The following is an 18,212-nucleotide window of genomic DNA, read 5'->3' as shown; positions in this document are numbered from 1 at the left end:
CGGTACATCGCACCGGCCCTTCGAGCGTTCGACGGATGCTACGGCTTGCCGCGCATCACGGCCTGCTTCACCTCGGCGATGGCCTTCGTGACCTCGATGCCGCGAGGGCACGCCTCGGTGCAGTTGAAGGTCGTGCGGCAGCGCCACACCCCCTCTTTATCGTTCAGGATGTCGAGGCGCACCTTGGCCTCGTCGTCGCGCGAGTCGAAGATGAAGCGGTGCGCGTTCACGATCGCGGCGGGGCCGAAGTACTGGCCGTCGGTCCAGAACACCGGGCAGCTCGACGTGCACGCCGCGCACAGGATGCACTTGGTCGTGTCGTCGAAGCGGGCGCGCTCGGCGACCGACTGCACGCGCTCCTTGCCGGGCTCGGGCTTCGACGCGGCCTGCAGGAACGGCTGCACCTCGCGGTAGGAGGCGAAGAACGGCTCCATGTCGACGACGAGGTCCTTCTCGAGCGGCAGGCCCTTGATCGCCTCGACGTAGATCGGCTTCGAGATGTCGAGGTCCTTGATGAGCGTCTTGCACGCGAGCCGGTTGCGGCCGTTGATGCGCATCGCGTCGGACCCGCAGATGCCGTGCGCGCACGAGCGGCGGAAGGTCAGCGAGCCGTCCTGTTCCCACTTGATCTTGTGCAGCGCGTCGAGCACGCGGTCGGTGGGGTACATCTGCACGTCGAAGTCCTGCCAGTGCGGCTCGGTGTCGACGTCGGAGTCGAACCGGCGGATCAGGAACGTGACCGTGAACGACTGCACCGGTGCTTCGGCGGCGGGCGGCTGCTCCAGGGTGGCGGTGCTCACGTCAGTACTTCCTCTCCATCGGCTGGTAGCGCGTCACCGTGACCGGTTTCCAGTCGAGCCGGATGTGGTCGGATGCGTCGGACGAGTGCGCGTCGCCCGTCAGGTACGCCATGGTGTGCTGCATGTAGTTCTCGTCGTCGCGGTTCGGGAAATCGTCGCGCATGTGGCCGCCGCGGCTCTCTTTCCGGTTGCGCGCGGAGTGCACGACGACTTCGGCGAGGTCGAGCAGGAACCCGAGCTCGACGGCCTCGAGCAGGTCGGTGTTGAACCGCTTGCCCTTGTCTTGCACGGCGATGTGCTTGTACCGCTCGCGGAGCTCGCCGATCACGCCGGCGGCATGCGCGAGCGACTCGTCGGTGCGGAACACCTGGGCGTTGCGGTCCATCTCGTCCTGCAGCTCCTTGCGGATCGCGGCGATCCGCTCGGTGCCGCTCCCGTCGCGAAGGCCCTGCAGCAGCTCGCGGACCTCCTTCGCCGGGTCATCCGGCAGCGGGGTGAACTCGGCCGACTTGACGTACTCGACCGCGTTGCGGCCCGCCCGCTTGCCGAACACGTTGATGTCGAGCAGGGAGTTCGTGCCGAGGCGGTTCGAACCGTGCACCGACACGCAGGCGCACTCGCCGGCCGCGTACAGGCCGGGCACCACGGTCTCGTTGTCGCGCAGCACCTCGGCGGCGACGTTGGTGGGGATGCCGCCCATCGCGTAGTGCGCGGTCGGCATCACGGGCACCGGCTCGTACACCGGGTCGACGCCGAGGTAGGTGCGCGCGAACTCGGTGATGTCGGGCAGCTTCGTCTCGAGCACCTCGGCGCCCAGGTGGGTGCAGTCGAGCAGCACGTAGTCCTTGTGGGGGCCCGCGCCGCGACCCTCGGCGACCTCTTGCACCATGCAGCGGGCGACGATGTCGCGCGGCGCGAGGTCTTTGATCGTGGGGGCGTATCGCTCCATGAAGCGCTCGCCGCTCGCGTTGCGCAGGATCGCGCCCTCGCCGCGTGCGCCCTCGGTGAGCAGGATGCCGAGGCCCGCGAGGCCGGTCGGGTGGAACTGGAAGAACTCCATGTCCTCGAGCGGCAGCTGCTTGCGCCAGATGATGCCGACGCCGTCGCCCGTGAGGGTGTGCGCGTTCGAGGTGGTCTTGAAGATCTTGCCGAAGCCGCCGGTGGCGAAGATGATCGCCTTGGCCTGGAAGACGTGCAGCTCACCGGTCGCGAGCTCGTACGCCACGACGCCCGACGGCTGGGGGACGCCGTCGACCTCGGTCATGATCAGGTCGAGCGCGTAGTACTCGTTGTAGAACTCGATGCCGAGCTTGACGCAGTTCTGGAACAGCGTCTGCAGAATCATGTGCCCCGTGCGGTCGGCCGCGTAGCAGGCCCGGCGCACGGGCGCCTTGCCGTGGTCGCGGGTGTGCCCGCCGAACCGGCGCTGGTCGATCTTGCCGTCGGGGGTGCGGTTGAACGGCAGGCCCATGTTCTCGAGGTCGATGACCGCGTCGATCGCCTCTTTCGCGAGGATCTCGGCGGCGTCCTGGTCGACGAGGTAGTCGCCGCCCTTCACGGTGTCGAAGGTGTGCCACTCCCAGCTGTCCTCCTCGACGTTCGCGAGGGCGGCGGCCATGCCGCCCTGCGCGGCGCCCGTGTGCGAGCGCGTCGGGTAGAGCTTGGAGATGACCGCGGTCTTCGCGCCGGGGCCGGCCTCGATCGCCGCCCGCATGCCGGCGCCGCCGGCGCCGACGATGACGATGTCGTACTGGTGGTAGTGGACGCCGTCGACGACCTTGGTCTCGGCGTGGGTCTCGCTGGTCACGGGTCTCCTAGGCGGCGCAGAACGAGGGGAGGAGCTCGGCGGGCGAGCCTGCCGGGCACGGTTCGAAGGTGAAGATCACGAGAGTGCCGAGCGTGAGCAGCACCACGACCGCCACGAGCAGGGCGCCCTTCAGGATGCGCTGCACGGTGCCGGGGTTCGTGTAGTCGTTCACGAGCGTGCGCATGCCGTTGGCGCCGTGGATGAGCGCGAGCCACAGCAGCAGGCAATCCCACCACTGCCAGAACGGCTGTGCCCACTTGCCCCCGACGAAGCCGAAGTCGATGGCCTTGACGCCCTCGCCGACCATGAGGTTGACGAACAGGTGGCCGAAGACGAGCACGACGAGCACGACGCCCGAGGCCCGCATGTAGATCCAGCCCCACTTCTCCAGGTTCACGCCGCGCTTGGGCGCGGGCCGTGCCGGGGTCCGGGGCGATTCGATGGTGGAGGTCACGTCGATTCCCGATTCCTAGTGGCTGAAGACGTTCATGAGGTGCCGCGGCGCGAACCCGAGCATGGTGACGACCCACAGGCCGATCACGATCCAGAAGAGCAGCTTCTGGTGGCGCGTGGCCCAGGCCCAGAAGTCGACCAGGATGACCCGGATGCCGTTGAACGCGTGGAACACGATCGCCCCGACCAGGGCGACCTCGCCGAGACCCATGATGGGCGTCTGGTAGGTGCCGATCACCGCGTTGTAGGCCTCGGGGCTGACCCGCACCAGCGCGGTGTCGAGGATGTGCACGAGGAGGAAGAAGAAGATGGCGACGCCCGTGATGCGGTGGAGCACCCACGACCACATGCCCTCGCGGCCGCGGTAGAGCGTGCCGCCCGGCCGCTGCTTGGCCGGGGTGGGTGCGGTCAGGGTTCCTGCCTCGGTTTCTGGCATGAACAACCCTCCATGGCTGTGTGATTCGCCCCGCGATCTGGAGCGCGACGGGCACGACGGCCCGCACCCGAGTCTATCCCCGGGGTGGAGCACGCGCCGCTTAGGGCTGCCTAACTCTCTCGACATCGAGATATCCGAGCCTCGTGCGGTCGCGGCACCCCTACCGCCGAGATCCCACCCCGCCGGATCGCACCCCTCCCGGCTACGCTGGGCGGATGCACGACGCACCGCTCGACCGCTTCTACAGCATCATCCCCGCCGGCGGCGTGGGATCACGCCTGTGGCCCCTCTCGCGCGCCGACGCACCGAAGTTCCTGCACGACCTCACCGGCTCGGGCCAGACCCTGCTGAAGGACACGTGGGACCGACTGGCCCCGCTCGCGGGCGAGCAGCGCATCATGGTCGTCACCGGGCGCGCTCACCGCGCGGCCGTCGAGGCGCAGCTGCCTGCGCTCGCCGATGAGAACATCGTGCTCGAGAGCGAACCCCGCGACTCGACCGCCGCGATCGGGCTCGCCGCCGCGATCCTCCACCGCCGTGAGCCGAACGTGATCATCGGCTCGTTCGCGGCCGACCACGTCATCTCGGGCGAGGCGCTGTTCCGCAGCGCCGTCGAGCAGGCGGTCGCCGCGGCCGAGGCGGGCTACATCGTCACCATCGGCATCACCCCCACCGAGCCGGCCGTCGGCTTCGGGTACATCGAGTGCGGCGACGCGCTCGACGTGCCGGGCGGCGAACACGTCGAGGCCGTCCACAGCTTCGTCGAGAAGCCCGACCTGGCGACCGCCCGCCGCTACCTGGCCGACGGCAAGCACCTGTGGAACGCCGGCATGTTCATCGCCCGCGCCGACGTGCTGCTCGACGAGCTCGCCCGCACCAAGCCCGACCTGCACGCCGGGCTCGTCGAGCTCGCCGCCGCGTGGGACGATGCCGCGACTCGGGGCCCTGCCGTCGACCGCATCTGGCCGAAGCTCGAGAAGATCGCGATCGACTACTCGATCGCCGAGCCCGCGGCCGCGGCCGGCCGGCTCGCCGTCGTGCGCGGCCACTTCCAATGGGACGACGTGGGCGACTTCGCGTCGCTCGCGAAGCTGAACACGGCGGGCAGGTCGGGCGAGCTCGCCATCCTCGGCGAGAATGCGCGTGTCCTGTCGGATGCCTCGAGCGGCATCGTGGTGAGCCGCGCGAAGCGCGTCATCAGCCTCATCGGCGTGAAGGACATCGTCGTCGTCGACACGCCCGACGCCCTGCTGGTCACCACGAGCGAGCACGCCCAGCGCGTGAAGGCGGTCGTCGATGCACTGCGTCTCGGCGGCTCCAGCGACGTGCTCTGACGAGCACACGGAACGAAGGAGCATCCGGATGCCACGCACCCCGCACCTCATCGCAGCCCTGGCGCTCGCCGGGGCATCCGCCGTCGTGCTCGCCGGCTGCCAGGCTGCGCCGCCGACGCAGACGGATGCCGCGACCGACGTGTGCGCTCGCATGGTGACCAACTCGGGCGGACTCGAGGACCGCTCGTTCAACCAGTCGTCGTGGGAGGGCCTGAAGGCGGCCGAGTCCGAGTACGGCATCTCGGCTGAGGCGCTCGTGTCGACCGGTGAGACCGACCTCGCGCCGAATGTGCAGCAGGCCGTCGACTCGGGCTGCGAGCTCATCGTCACAGTGGGCTGGGAGCTCGCCGAGGCGACCGCCGACCAGGCCGGGAAGAACCCCGACCTCGCGTTCGCGATCGTCGACGAGACCGTCGAGGCCGAGAATGTGAAGCCCGTCGTCTTCGACACCGCGCAGGCCTCGTTCCTCGCGGGCTACCTCGCCGCCGGCGTGTCGAAGACCGGCGTGGTGGCGACCTTCGGCGGAGGCAACCAGCCGCCGGTCACGCTCTTCATGGACGGCTTCGTCGACGGGGTCGCCGCCTTCAACGCCGCGCACGGCACGCAGGTCATCGCGCTCGGCTGGAACAAGGCCGCGCAGGACGGCGCATTCACCGGAGACTTCGAGGACATCAACAAGGGCAAGGTGCTCACCGAGGGCTTCATCGACCAGGGCGCCGACGTCATCCTGCCGGTGGCGGGCCAGGTCGGCGAGGGCGCCGCAGCGGCCGCCGTCGAGCGCGGCGGGGTGTCGGTGATCTGGGTCGACAGCGACGGTTATGAGACGATGCCGGCCGAGTTCCGGCCGGTGCTGCTCACGAGTGTGCTGAAGAACACTCAGCAGGCGATGGTCGAGATCGTCGGCGACGTGCTCGACGGCGAGTTCACCAGCGAATCGTATGTCGGCACGCTCGAGAACGGGGGCGTCGAGATCGCGCCGTATCACGACCTCGCCTCGCTCGTCACGCCCGAGCTCGACGCCGAGATCGAGGCGCTCCGCCAGCAGATCATCGGGGGCGAGCTGGTCGTCGAATCACCCAGCAGGCCGTGATCGCATTGCTCATATGAGCAGAAGGTCGCGACTTCGTAACCATTGCCCGCGCAGGTGGACGCGGCCCGGGTCCCGGTCGCCATCCAAGGTAACGTGAGCAGCATTCTCAACCCCCCCCCACCCTTCGGGGTTTCTGTCTTTGGAGGACACTGTGACGTTCACGACGAAGAGGGCCGCGGTCAGCGGTCTCGCGCTGGTGGGCGCGGCCGCGTTGCTCGCCGGCTGTGCCGCGGCTCCCGAGGAGTCGACCGAGGGGTCCGGCGAGGTACTCGACTTCCTGCCCTGCATGGTCTCCGACGCCGGCGGCTTCGAGGACAAGTCCTTCAACCAGCTCGGCTTCGAGGGCCTGCAGGCCGCTGCCGACGAGCTGGGCGTCGAGTACAAGGCGGTCGAGTCCGCCGCTGAGACCGACTACGCGTCGAACCTGTCGAGCCTCGTCGACCAGGGTTGCAACACCATCGTCACCGTCGGCTTCCTCCTCGCCCCCGCGGCGCTCGAGTCGGCCCTCGCGAACCCCGACATCGCGTACGTCTCGATCGACGACACCGTCGACCAGGACTTCGACGGCACGACCGACGCCGAGAACATCGAGCCGATCATCTTCGACACCGCGCAGGCGGCGTTCCTCGCCGGGTACCTCTCGGCGGGCGTCAGCCAGACCGGCGTCGTCGGCACCTTCGGCGGCATGAACATCCCGACCGTCTCGATCTTCATGGACGGCTTCGCCCAGGGCGTCGACTTCTACAACAGCGAGAACGGCACCGCGGTGAAGGTCCTCGGCTGGGACCGCGCGGCCGGTGACGGCTCGTTCACCGGCGGCTTCGAGGCCAACGACGGCGCTCGCCAGATCGCGCAGGGCCTCATCGACCAGAACGTCGACGTGCTGCTGCCCGTCGGTGGCCCGATCTACCAGTCGGCCGCTGCTGCGATCACCGACTCGGGTCGTGAGATCGCCCTCATCGGCGTCGACGCCGACGTGTACGTGACCGACCCCTCGGTCGGTCCGCTGCTGCTCACCTCGATCCTCAAGGGCATCGACGTCGGTGTGCACGAGGCGATCGTCGAGGCCGGCAACGGCAACTTCGACCCGACTCCGTTCGTCGGCACGCTCGAGAACGAGGGCGTCGGCATCGCGCCGTTCCACGACTGGGAGGAGAAGGTTCCGGCCGAGCTCGCGTCGAAGCTCGACGACCTGAAGGCCCAGATCGTCTCGGGCGACATCGAGGTCGAGTCCTACCTGGCCCAGTAACCCGGGCAAGCGAGGGGAGGTCGGCAGCTGCCGGCCTCCCCTTCGCGTTCCCTCCGCAAGATTGACGAATTCTCAGCAGAAGAGTGCGAACGGCAACATCTGAGCAGACCCCTGCGTTCACCGCCGACTTTCGCGCGCGACCTGCTGCATCCGCGCACCCCTCAGTAGGATCAGGAACATGAAGCTCGAACTCCGAGGCATCACGAAGAAGTTCGGTTCTCTGGTCGCCAACGACCACATCGACCTCACTGTCGAGCCCGGAGAGATCCACGCCCTGCTCGGTGAGAACGGTGCCGGCAAGTCGACGCTCATGAACGTGCTCTACGGCCTCTACCAGGCCGACGAAGGCGAGATCCTCCTCGACGACGAGGTGCAGCATTTCGCCGGTCCGGGCGACGCCATGAAGGCGGGCATCGGTATGGTGCACCAGCACTTCATGCTCATCCCGGTGTTCACCGTCGCCGAGAACGTCATGCTCGGCCACGAGTCGACCAAGGCGGGCGGGCTGCTCGACGTGGCCGACGCGCGCCGCAAGGTGCGCGAGATCTCCGACCGCTTCGGATTCGACGTCGACCCAGACGCGCTGGTCGACGACCTCCCCGTGGGCGTGCAGCAGCGAGTCGAGATCATCAAGGCGTTGTCGCGCGACGCGAAGGTGCTCGTGTTCGACGAGCCCACCGCGGTGCTCACGCCCCAAGAGACCGATGAGCTCATGCAGATCATGCGCCAGCTCAAGCAGAACGGCACCGCCATCGTGTTCATCACGCACAAGCTGCGCGAGGTGCGCGAGGTGGCCGATCGCATCACCGTCGTGCGCCTCGGCAAGGTCGTGGGCGAGGCGGCGCCGACCGCGAGCAACGCCGAGCTCGCCTCGCTCATGGTGGGCCGTGCCGTCGAGCTCACGGTGCACAAGGAGGCGCCGAGGCTCGGCGAGAAGGCGCTCGTCGTCGAGGGCCTCACGGTCATCGACCCGATCGGCCAGCTCGTCGTCAACGAGGTGAGCTTCGAGGTGCGCCGGGGCGAGGTGCTCTGCGTCGCGGGGGTGCAGGGCAACGGTCAGACCGAGCTCACCGAGGCGCTCGTCGGGTTGCAGCCTCGCGTCGAGGGCCGCATCCTGCTCGACGGCGACGAGCTGACCCGGGCGAGCGTGCGCCGTATCCTGAACGCCGGCGTCGGGTTCGTGCCCGAAGACCGCAACGAAGACGGCCTCGTCGGCGAGTTCACGATCGCCGAGAACCTCATGCTCGACCGGGCCGACGGCCCGCCGTTCGTGAAGGCCGGAAACCTGCAGCTGGGGTACCTCGCCGAATTCGCCCAGGACCGGGTCGAAGAGTTCGACGTCCGCACGCCGTCGATCGAGACGAAGGTCGGCCGCCTCTCGGGCGGCAACCAGCAGAAGGTCGTGCTCGCGCGCGAGCTCAGCCGCGACCTGCGCCTGCTCGTCGCCGCGCAGCCCACGCGCGGCGTCGACGTCGGGTCGATCGAGTTCATCCACAAGCGCATCATCGAGACTCGCGACGCAGGCGTGCCCGTCGTCGTCGTGTCGACCGAACTCGACGAGGTCACCGCCCTCGCCGACCGCATCATGGTCATGTACCGCGGCCGGGTCGTCGGCATCGTGCCCGGCGACACCCCGCGCGACGTGCTCGGCCTCATGATGGCCGGCGAGTCGCCGAACACCGAAGGAGCCGCCGCGTGAGCGACCCCACCGAACCGCGCCGCCAGCCGACATCGGCCTCCGACGACCCGGCGGTCGCGGCATCCCGCGCCGCCGGCCGAGCCGACGTCTCGCTCGAGGCGGGCGACCAACTCACCGCCGACTCGCAGCAGCCGCGTCGCACCGACGACGTCGACGCCGAGGTCGAGCCGCCGAGCCGGTGGAACCAGATCCTGCGTGAGATCGCCACCGGCAACGCGATCATCTCGGTGCTCGCGGTCGTGCTCGCCCTCATCGTCGGCGCGATCATGATCGCGTTCACCGACGAGCGGGTGCAGAGCGCCGCGGGGTACTTCTTCGCCCGCCCCGGTGACACGTTCGTGGCGATCTGGGATTCGGTCTCCGGTGCATACGCGGCCTTCTTCCAGGGGTCGATCTACAACTTCCGGCGCCCCGAGTTCGCCTCGGGCATCCGGCCGCTCACCGAGACGCTCACCTTCGCGACGCCGCTCATCGCCGCCGGACTCGGCGTCGGGCTGGCGTTCCGGGTCGGCATGTTCAACATCGGTGGCCGCGGCCAGATGCTCATGGCGTCGGCCGCGGCCGGCTGGGTCGCGTTCTCGTTCGACCTGCCGTGGGGCATCCACATGATCGTGGCGCTCGTCGCGGGCCTCATCGCCGGCGCGCTGTGGGCGGGCATCGCGGGCCTGCTGAAGGCTCGCACCGGCGCGCACGAGGTGATCGTCACGATCATGCTCAACTACGTCGCCCTCTACCTGATCACCTGGATGCTGCGCACGCCCGGCCTGCTGCAGGCCCCAGGGTCGAACAACCCGAAGACGCCGCCGATGAAGGACACGGCCGTCTTCCCCGATCTCCTCGGCCCGCAGTACAACCTGCACTTCGGGTTCGTGCTGGCGATCGCGGCTGTCGTGCTGGTGTGGTGGATCCTCGACCGGTCGAGCCTCGGCTTCCAGTTCCGAGCCGTCGGCGAGAACCCGAACGCGGCCCGCGTGGCCGGCATCAACGTGAAGTCGATGTACCTCTACGCGATGCTCATCTCGGGTGCGCTCGTGGGGCTCGCGGGCGTGAGCCAGGTGCTCGGCACCGTGACCACCGGCTTCTCGTCGGGCATCGACGCGGGCATCGGCTTCGACGCGATCACGGTCGCGCTGCTCGGCCGCTCGACGCCGTGGGGCATTCTCGCGGCCGGCATCCTGTTCGGCGCGTTCAAGGCCGGCGGGTTCTCGATGCAGGCCGCCGAGGGCGTTCCGATCGACATCGTGCTCGTCGTGCAGTCGCTCATCGTGCTGTTCATCGCGGCGCCGCCGCTGGTGCGGTCGATCTTCCGCCTCCCCGCGCCGGGGTCCGCTCCGCGCAGACCCCGCCCGATCGTCACGAAGGAGGTGGAGGCGAAATGACCCTCGCTCCGCAGCACAACGCCGCCGCGCCGGCTCCCACGCTCGAAACGACCGTCGTCGTGAGCTGGAAGGCGCCGATCGCCTTCGCCGTCGTCACGCTGCTCGCGATCGCGCTGTTCGTCTTCGCGCCCCACGGCGGCGAGGCGACGTTCCGGCTCTCGCCGTCAGGCGATGCCTTCCAGCTGCCGCCCCTGGTGCTCGACTCGGCCATCACGGCGCTCATCACGGCGCTCGTCATGGCGGCGATCACCGTGGGGTCTGCCGTGCTCGTGCGGTCGCGCCGCAAGGTTCCGCTCTGGTTGACGGTCGTGTTCGCGGTGGTCTTCCTGATCGGATTCCTCACCTGGGCGGCCGCGGGATCGAACACCCCGATCATCCCGGTCCCCGGCCTGCTCCAGGGCGCACTCAGCCTCTCGGTGCCGCTCATCTTCGGTGCCCTGTGCGGGGTCATCGGCGAGCGGGTGGGCGTCATCAACATCGCCATCGAAGGGCAGCTGCTCGCCGGCGCCTTCACCTCGGCGGTCGTCGCGTCGGCCGTCGGGCAGGCGATGCTCGGCCAGACGCTCGGCCTCATCGCGGCCGCGGTCGCCGGCGTGCTGGTGTCGTTCGTGCTCGCGGCGTTCTCGATCAAGTACCTCGTCGACCAGGTCATCGTCGGCGTCGTCCTCAACGTGCTCGTGCTCGGCCTGACGAGCTTCCTCTACACGCAGGTGCTCGCGCCCAACCAGGCCGTGCTCAACGCGCCCCCGCGGCTCGAGCGCATCGCCATTCCAGTGCTCAGCGACATCCCCCTGCTCGGGCCGATGCTCTTCCGGCAGACGATCATCGTCTACATCATGTACATCGTGGTCGCGCTCGTGTACATCGGCCTGTTCCACACCCGATGGGGCCTTCGCCTGCGCGCCGTCGGCGAGCACCCGCAGGCCGCCGACACCGTCGGCATCCGGGTCAACTCGACCCGGTTCTGGAACGTCTCGCTCGCCGGCGCGATCGCCGGCCTCGGCGGCGCCTTCTTCACGCTCGGGGCCGTCGGCGCGTTCAACAAAGAGATGACGGCGGGTGCGGGCTTCATCGCCCTCGCGGCGGTCATCTTCGGCCAATGGGACCCGATCAAAGCGACGCTCGCGGCACTGCTGTTCGGGTTCGCGTCGAACCTGCAGAACACGCTCAGCGTCATCGGTTCGCCCGTGCCGAGCGAGTTCATGCTGATGCTGCCCTACGTCGTGACGATCCTCGCGGTGGCCGGCTTCGTCGGCAAGGTGCGCGGCCCCGCTGCGGCCGGCAAGCCGTACGTCAAGGCCTGACCGCCGGGTGAGGCCCGAGGCATCCGATCATCTCGACCCCTCATCGTGAGCGGGCCCCGTCGAACGGGAGGAACCATGAACGACACCGCATCGATCGATTGGGAGCATTTGCGCGAGATCGCCCGCGAGGCGATGGCCAAGGCGTACGTGCCCTATTCCGAGTTCCCCGTCGGGGCGGCCGCGATCGTCGACGACGGCCGGGTGGTGAGCGGATGCAACGTCGAGAACGCGTCCTACGGTGTCACGCTCTGCGCCGAATGCTCGCTGGTGTCGGCGCTCGCGATGTCGGGCGGCGGCAAGCTCGTCGCGTTCACCTGCGTCGACGGGCACGGCAACACGCTGATGCCGTGCGGGCGCTGTCGGCAACTGCTCTACGAGCACTCGGCCGAGGGCATGGTGCTCGACACCGTGTCGGGTTTCAAGACCATCGACGAGGTGCTGCCCGACGCGTTCGGTCCGCGCCAGCTCGCCGAGTTCCGCAGCGCCACGTCGAGCGAGGCCGGCGCATGAGCGCGGTCGAGGCATTCGACGCCGTCGACCTGATCCGCACCAAGCGCGACGGTGGCGAGCTGTCGACGACGCAGATCGACTGGCTGGTCGACGCGTACACGCGCGGCTACGTCGCCGACGAGCAGATGTCGGCGATGACGATGGCGATCTTCCTGAACGGCATGGGAAGGCGCGAGATCCGCGACCTCACGATGGCGATGATCGCTTCGGGCGAGCGCATGGACTTCTCGGCACTCGGCAAGCCCACCGTCGACAAGCATTCGACGGGCGGGGTCGGCGACAAGATCACGCTGCCGCTGATGCCGCTCGTCGCGTCGTTCGGCGTGGCGGTGCCGCAGCTGTCGGGCCGCGGCCTCGGGCACACGGGCGGCACGCTCGACAAGCTCGAGTCCATCCCGGGGTGGCGCGCCGACCTTACGAACGACGAGATGTTCGCCCAGTTGCGCGACCACGGCGGCGTGATCTGCGCCGCCGGTGCCGGGCTGGCACCCGCCGACAAGAAGCTGTACGCGCTGCGCGACATCACCGGAACCGTCGAGGCGATTCCGCTCATCGCCTCGTCGATCATGTCGAAGAAGATCGCCGAGGGCACGGGCGCACTCGTGCTCGACGTGAAGTTCGGGTCGGGCGCGTTCCTCCAAGACATCGAGCGCTCGCGCGAGCTCGCCCGCACCATGGTCGAGCTCGGCGAAGACGCCGGCGTGGCCACGAGCGCGCTGCTCACGAACATGAACGTGCCGCTCGGGCTCACCATCGGCAACGCGAACGAGGTGCGCGAATCGGTCGAGGTGCTGGCCGGCGGCGGCCCCGCCGATGTGCGCGAGCTGACCCTCGCACTCGCGCGCGAGATGCTCGCGCTCGCCGGGCAACCCGACGCCGATGTCGAGGCCGCGCTCGACGACGGGCGCGCGATGGACTCCTGGCGGGCCACGATCCGGGCGCAAGGAGGCGACCCTGACGCTGCGCTTCCCGTCGCGCGCGAGCAGCACGTCGTGACGGCCGACCGCGACGGCGTGCTCGTGCGCCAGGAGGCATTGCCGTTCGGCATCGCCGCGTGGCGGCTCGGCGCGGGCCGTGCCCGCAAAGAGGATCCCGTGCACCACGCCGCGGGCATCGACCTGCACGCCAAGCCCGGCGACGCCGTGCGTGCCGGCGAACCGTTGTTCACGCTGCACGCCGACGACCCGGCGCGCTTCGCGCGTGCACTCGAGGCCGTCGAGGGCGCGTGGGCGATCGGCGACGCCGGCGACCCCGTCGAGGACGGCGGGCCGCTCGTCGCCGAGCGCATCGGGCGCTGACCTCGCTCCGCACGCTCGCGTAGCACACGTCGGCGAACGGAATGCGACCCGACCGAGGCATCCGGCTTCGAATTCACCCAGACGTTGCGCGAGAGCCGCCGGTATCGTTGAGTCGTGGAGAATCCGACGGAGTTCCGGCTCGAAGGCGACGGCATCGATCTCGGCACGCTGCCGAAGGTGTCGCTGCATGACCACCTCGACGGAGGTCTGCGGCCCCAGACCGTGCTCGAGCTCGCCGACGAGATCGGCCTCGACGTTCCGGCCGACGACGCCGAGTCGCTCGCGGCGTGGTTCGCCGAGCAGTCCGACTCGGGCTCGCTCGTCGAGTACCTGAAGACGTTCGACCTGACCACGGCGGTCATGCAGACGCGCGAGGGCCTCAGCCGGGTCGCGCGCGAGTTCGTGCAAGACCTGGCTGCCGACGGCGTGATCTACGGCGAGGTGCGCTGGGCTCCCGAGCAGCATCTCGCCGGCGGGCTCAGCCTCGACGAGGTCGTCGACGCGGTGCAGGCGGGTCTCGACGAGGGCGCCGACGACGTGCGCGCGCAGGGCCGTCGCATCCGCACCGGCCAGCTCATCACCGCGATGCGCCACGCCGACCGCGGTCTCGAGATCGCCGAGCTCGCCGTACGCCACCGCGACCGCGGTGTGGTCGGCTTCGACATCGCGGGCGCCGAAGACGGCTTCCTGCCGAGCCGGCACCGCACCGCGTTCGACTACCTGGCGACCCAGTTCTTCCCGGTGACCGTGCACGCGGGCGAGGCCGCCGGGCTGGAGTCCATCCGCAGCGCCCTCATCGACGGGCGCGCGCTGCGCCTCGGGCACGGTGTGCGACTCGCCGAAGATCTCATCATCGACCGACAGGACGACGAGAACACCTACGTCACGCTCGGCCCCATCGCCCAGTGGGTGCGCGACCGCGAGATCGCCCTCGAGCTCAGCCCGTCGTCGAACCTGCAGACCGGTGCGATCTCGGCGTGGGGCGACGAGCTCATCGACCACCCATTCGACCTGCTGTACCAGCTGGGGTTCCGAGTCACGGTCAACACCGACAACCGGTTGCAGTCGAGCACCTCGCTCACCCGCGAACTGGCGCTGCTCAGCGAGGTCTTCGGCTACAGCCTCGACGACCTCGAGGTGTTCCAGCTCAACGCGGCGGCCGCCGCGTTCCTGCCGATCGACGACCGCGACGAACTCGTCGAGCAGATCGAAGACGGCTTCTCCGAAGCCTGAGCGCGCCCGCACCCCCGAACGGAATCCCGATGCCCCTCCCACCGCTGCCCGATGAGGCCGTCGTCGTCCGCGCAGACGCGGCCGACTGGCGTGCCGCGGTGCGCGCGGCCGGCCGCGGGCTCGTGCGCTCGGGGGCGGCGAGGGCTGACTACACCGACCGCATGATCGCGGTGATCGAGGAGTTCGGCGCCTACGTCGTGATCGCGCCCGGGCTCGCGCTCGCGCACGCTCGTCCCGGTCCTGACGTCCGCCACGCGGGCCTGTCTGTGGCCACCCTCGCGACGCCCGTGGCGTTCGGGCACCCCCACAACGACCCGGTGCGGGTGGTGATCGGCCTCGCCGTCGCGAGCGTCGACGAGCACGTCGCCGGTGTGGCGAGCCTCGCCAACGTGTTCAACGACCCGGCCGCGGTCGGCCGGCTCGCGGCGGCGACGACCCCCGACGAGGTTCGTGCGGCGCTGGGCGCGGTCGCGACGGGCGCCGGCACGGATGCCTCGGAGGCGGTCTCATGAGGATCGTCGCCGTGTGCGGTGCCGGCATCGGCACCTCGGCCATCCTGAAGGTGAATGCCGAGCGCGCGCTTGAACGGCTGGGGCTGAGCGCCGATGTCACCGCGAGCGACCTGTCGGGCGTCAAGGCGGCCGCGGGCGACGCGCAGATCATCCTCACCTCGACCGAGCTCGCGGCCGCGGTGCGGGAGGCGGTCGGACGAAGCTGGGCCGAGGTCGTCGAGGTCACGAACTACTTCGACGTCGCCGAGATCTCGCGGGCCCTCGAGAAGTCGCTGGGGTAGCCGAACCCATCCCGGTGCTGGACGCGCGCCGGCGCGCGCAGCGCGCGCCCGGACGCGCCGGCGTCGGCCTCAGGCGACGAGGGCGCGCATACCCGCATCGAGCGCGGTGAGCGCCGCCTGTGCGGCGGCTCGGCGTTCGGCGACCGAGCCGGTGTCGCTGAAGGTGTCGAGGTACACCTTCAGCTTCGGCTCGGTGCCGCTCGGGCGCACCATCACGCGGGCGCCGCCGTCGAGCACGACGCGCAGGACATCGGCCGGCGGCAGGTCGCCGAAGCCGTCGGCGAGGTCTTCGATGCGCTCGACCCGGATGCCGCCGATCTCGGCCGGCGGATGCGCGCGCAGCCGCGCCATGACCTCGGTGATCTTCGCGAGATCGGTGACGCGGATCGAGATCTGGCCCGAGGCGAAGCATCCGAACCGTTCGACGAACGCATCGAGGTGATCGGCGACCGTTCGCCCCTCGGCCTTCAGCCGGGCCGCGAGCGAGAGGAACGCGAGCCCGGCGGAGATGCCGTCTTTGTCGCGCAGAGTGCCGGGGTTCACGAGATAGCCGAGCGCCTCCTCGTAGCCGAACAGCAGGCCAGGAGCCCGCGAGATCCACTTGAACCCGGTCAGCGTGCCGCGGAACTCGAGATCGTACGCGCGGGCGATCGTCTCGAGGCCGGGGGAGGAGACGATCGAACAGGCCAGTGTGCCCTCGGCGCCGCCCTCGCCGCGCGCGGCCGCGGTTGCGCGTTCGGCGGCCTGCCACCCGAGGGTGAGGCCGACCTCGTTGCCGGTGAGCCGGCGGAAGCCGTCGGGCGCCGACGCGTCGGGGATCGCGATCGCGAGCCGATCGGCGTCGGGATCGTTCGCGATGATCAGGTCGGCGCCGACCTCGCGCGCGCGCGCGAACGAGAGGTCCATCGCGCCGGGCTCTTCGGGGTTCGGGAACGCGACCGTGGGGAACGCCGGGTCGGGCGCGATCTGCGCGTCGACGAGCACCGGCGCGACGAACCCGGCGGTCTCGAGCACGCGCGACATCGTCGGCCAGCCCACGCCGTGCATGGCCGTATAGACGACCCGGGGTTGCGCGTCGGCGGGCGGCGAGGCATCGGCCGCCTCGGCCGTGGCGGCGACGTAGGCGTCGATGACCGTCTCGGGCGCGGTCTCGAACTCGCCGCGCGGCAGGTCTGGCACGAACGCGGTCTCGGCGACCCGCAGGATGTGCGCGGCGATCTCGGCGTCGGCGGGCGACACGATCTGCGAGCCGTGGTCGCCGCCCCCGAGATAGACCTTGTAGCCGTTGTCGTTCGGCGGGTTGTGCGACGCGGTCACCATGACGCCGGCGCTCGCGTCGAGGTGACGCACCGCGAAGGCGAGCACGGGCGTCGGCAGCAGGCGCGGCAGCAGCACTGCCCGCACGCCCGCGCCGGCCATCAGCTCGGCCGAGTCTCGCGCGAACACGTCGGAGTTCTTGCGGCCGTCGTAGCCGATGACGACCGACGGGGTCGTGCCGGGCGCCGCGCGCTCGAGGAGGTAGGCGGCCAGGCCCGCAGCGGCCTGTGCCACGAGCACCCGGTTCATGCGGTTCGGGCCTGCGGCGATCTCACCGCGCAGCCCGGCCGTGCCGAACGCGAGCCGGCCGGCGAACCGGTCGGCCAGGTCGGCTGCGGCCGGCGCCGAGGCCGACTCGTCGTCGCTGCGGGCCGCGTCGAGCAGCGCCTGCAGCTCGGTGCGGGTCTCGGGGTCGGGATCCTGCGCGAGCCACGCGTCGGCGCGGGCGAGGAGGTCGTCGTCGAGCCGGGTCATCCGCTGGTCCTTTCTCAAGCTCGTGCGCTCGGGCCGCAGCCGCTCAGATCGCGGCCACGACGTCGGCGAGCAGCCGCGAGATCACCGGCTCGGCGGCGCGGCCGGCCTCGATGACCTCCTGGTGGCTGAGCGGCGTGGTCTGGATGCCCGCCGCGAGGTTGGTGATCAGTGAGAAGCCGAGCACCTCCATGCCGGCCTGGCGGGCGGCGATCGCCTCGAGCGCGGTCGACATGCCCACGATGTGGCCGCCGATCGTCTTGGCCATCTGCACCTCGGCCGGGGTCTCGTAGTGCGGCCCGCGGAACTGCACGTACACGCCCTCGTCGAGGTCGGGCGCGAGGCCGTGGGCGATCGCGCGCAGCCGCGACGAGTACAGGTCGGTGAGATCGATGAAGGTCGCGCCCTCGAGCGGCGAGTCGGCGGTGAGGTTGATGTGGTCGCTGATCAGCACCGGGGTGCCGGGCTTCCAGTGCTCCTTGATGCCGCCGGCCCCGTTGGTCAGGATCATCACGGATGCCCCGGTCGCCGCCGCCGTGCGCACCGAGTGCACCACCCGGCGCACGCCGTGACCCTCGTAGTAATGCGTGCGGGCGCCGATCACGAGTGCGCGCGTGCCGTTCGGCAGCAGTACCGAGCGCAGCGTGCCGACGTGCCCCTCGAGCGCCGGCTTCGAGAAGCCGGGCACCTCGGTGGCCGGGATGGTGTGGGTCGTCTCGCCGATCAGCTCGGCGGCGCGGCCCCACCCCGAGCCGAGGGTCAGTGCGAGGTCGTGGTGCTCGACGCCGGTGAGCTCGGCGATGCGCGCCGCGGCGTCGCGAGCCACCTCGAACGGGTCGGCGGCGGGGTCGTCGAGCGGGTTCAGCTGAGGCATCCCACCATGGTAGTGAGGCCGAGCGGATGCCGCCCCGCAGCACCGTCCGTGCGCGCGAGCGTGCGCAAGCGAGTGAGGTGCGTGCTCGTTCGCTGGCGAAGGTGCCGGCGACCGGCATCGACGGGGCTCGCGGCCGGCGCCGCCCGCTGCTCGGCCCGGGGCGGA

The 18,212-nt window shown here is 70.0% G+C and carries 17 protein-coding genes; 11 read left to right on the top strand and 6 right to left on the bottom strand.

Annotated features, from left to right (window positions below):
- Window positions 1-38: 38 nt before the first annotated feature.
- Genes FLP10_RS03570 through sdhC form a run of 4 tightly spaced genes read right to left on the bottom strand, consistent with a single transcriptional unit; the run spans window position 39 to window position 3,496 of the window.
- Window positions 39-800, bottom strand: a complete 762-nt coding sequence (locus FLP10_RS03570; protein WP_149159624.1) for a succinate dehydrogenase iron-sulfur subunit — start codon at window positions 798-800, stop codon at window positions 39-41.
- 1 nt (window position 801) lies between these two features.
- Window positions 802-2,607 (bottom strand): succinate dehydrogenase flavoprotein subunit, encoded by a 1,806-nt coding sequence (sdhA, locus tag FLP10_RS03565; protein WP_149159623.1) that lies wholly within the window; start codon window positions 2,605-2,607, stop codon window positions 802-804.
- A 7-nt stretch (window positions 2,608-2,614) separates the two neighbouring features.
- Window positions 2,615-3,061, bottom strand: coding sequence for a succinate dehydrogenase hydrophobic membrane anchor subunit (locus FLP10_RS03560; RefSeq protein WP_149159622.1), 447 nt, complete (start codon window positions 3,059-3,061; stop codon window positions 2,615-2,617).
- Between the two features lie 15 nt (window positions 3,062-3,076).
- A complete protein-coding gene (gene sdhC, locus FLP10_RS03555; RefSeq protein ID WP_149159621.1) occupies window positions 3,077-3,496 on the bottom strand; it encodes a succinate dehydrogenase, cytochrome b556 subunit in 420 nt (139 codons plus the stop codon).
- Between the two features lie 215 nt (window positions 3,497-3,711).
- Between sdhC and FLP10_RS03550 the strand changes: the two genes are divergently transcribed.
- The 11 genes from FLP10_RS03550 (at window position 3,712) to FLP10_RS03500 (ending at window position 15,385) form a co-directional block, all read left to right on the top strand.
- Window positions 3,712-4,830, top strand: coding sequence for a mannose-1-phosphate guanylyltransferase (locus tag FLP10_RS03550; protein ID WP_149159620.1), 1,119 nt, complete (start codon window positions 3,712-3,714; stop codon window positions 4,828-4,830).
- A 28-nt stretch (window positions 4,831-4,858) separates the two neighbouring features.
- Complete coding sequence (locus FLP10_RS03545; RefSeq protein ID WP_149159619.1) at window positions 4,859-5,920, top strand: BMP family lipoprotein; 1,062 nt, start codon at window positions 4,859-4,861, stop codon at window positions 5,918-5,920.
- Between the two features lie 151 nt (window positions 5,921-6,071).
- Window positions 6,072-7,169, top strand: coding sequence for a BMP family lipoprotein (locus tag FLP10_RS03540; RefSeq protein WP_149159618.1), 1,098 nt, complete (start codon window positions 6,072-6,074; stop codon window positions 7,167-7,169).
- 178 nt (window positions 7,170-7,347) lie between these two features.
- On the top strand, window positions 7,348-8,868 hold the full coding sequence (locus FLP10_RS03535; protein WP_149159617.1) for an ABC transporter ATP-binding protein: 1,521 nt from the start codon (window positions 7,348-7,350) through the stop codon (window positions 8,866-8,868).
- Complete coding sequence (locus FLP10_RS03530) at window positions 8,865-10,247, top strand: ABC transporter permease (RefSeq protein ID WP_246150161.1); 1,383 nt, start codon at window positions 8,865-8,867, stop codon at window positions 10,245-10,247. Before FLP10_RS03535 ends, FLP10_RS03530 begins: the two co-directional genes overlap by 4 nt.
- A complete protein-coding gene (locus FLP10_RS03525; protein WP_149159616.1) occupies window positions 10,244-11,551 on the top strand; it encodes an ABC transporter permease in 1,308 nt (435 codons plus the stop codon). Before FLP10_RS03530 ends, FLP10_RS03525 begins: the two co-directional genes overlap by 4 nt.
- A 75-nt stretch (window positions 11,552-11,626) precedes the next feature.
- A complete protein-coding gene (locus FLP10_RS03520) occupies window positions 11,627-12,061 on the top strand; it encodes a cytidine deaminase (protein ID WP_149159615.1) in 435 nt (144 codons plus the stop codon).
- Window positions 12,058-13,359 (top strand): thymidine phosphorylase, encoded by a 1,302-nt coding sequence (locus FLP10_RS03515; RefSeq protein ID WP_149159614.1) that lies wholly within the window; start codon window positions 12,058-12,060, stop codon window positions 13,357-13,359. Before FLP10_RS03520 ends, FLP10_RS03515 begins: the two co-directional genes overlap by 4 nt.
- A 114-nt stretch (window positions 13,360-13,473) precedes the next feature.
- On the top strand, window positions 13,474-14,592 hold the full coding sequence (locus FLP10_RS03510) for an adenosine deaminase (protein ID WP_149159613.1): 1,119 nt from the start codon (window positions 13,474-13,476) through the stop codon (window positions 14,590-14,592).
- A gap of 29 nt (window positions 14,593-14,621) precedes the next feature.
- Window positions 14,622-15,104: a PTS sugar transporter subunit IIA gene (locus FLP10_RS03505; RefSeq protein WP_149159612.1), complete on the top strand. Its 483-nt coding sequence runs from the start codon at window positions 14,622-14,624 to the stop codon at window positions 15,102-15,104.
- On the top strand, window positions 15,101-15,385 hold the full coding sequence (locus FLP10_RS03500; RefSeq protein WP_149159611.1) for a PTS sugar transporter subunit IIB: 285 nt from the start codon (window positions 15,101-15,103) through the stop codon (window positions 15,383-15,385). Before FLP10_RS03505 ends, FLP10_RS03500 begins: the two co-directional genes overlap by 4 nt.
- A gap of 69 nt (window positions 15,386-15,454) precedes the next feature.
- Here FLP10_RS03500 and FLP10_RS03495 read toward each other — a convergent pair whose 3' ends face one another.
- Together FLP10_RS03495 and FLP10_RS03490 are read right to left on the bottom strand one after the other, a co-directional pair.
- On the bottom strand, window positions 15,455-17,176 hold the full coding sequence (locus FLP10_RS03495; RefSeq protein WP_149159610.1) for a phospho-sugar mutase: 1,722 nt from the start codon (window positions 17,174-17,176) through the stop codon (window positions 15,455-15,457).
- A gap of 43 nt (window positions 17,177-17,219) precedes the next feature.
- A complete protein-coding gene (locus tag FLP10_RS03490) occupies window positions 17,220-18,047 on the bottom strand; it encodes a purine-nucleoside phosphorylase (RefSeq protein WP_149159609.1) in 828 nt (275 codons plus the stop codon).
- Window positions 18,048-18,212: the final 165 nt, after the last annotated feature.

Origin of the sequence: Agromyces intestinalis (assembly GCF_008365295.1) — a bacterium.
Lineage (GTDB): Bacteria > Actinomycetota > Actinomycetes > Actinomycetales > Microbacteriaceae > Agromyces > Agromyces intestinalis.
This window is presented reverse-complemented; position numbering and strand designations above follow the sequence as displayed.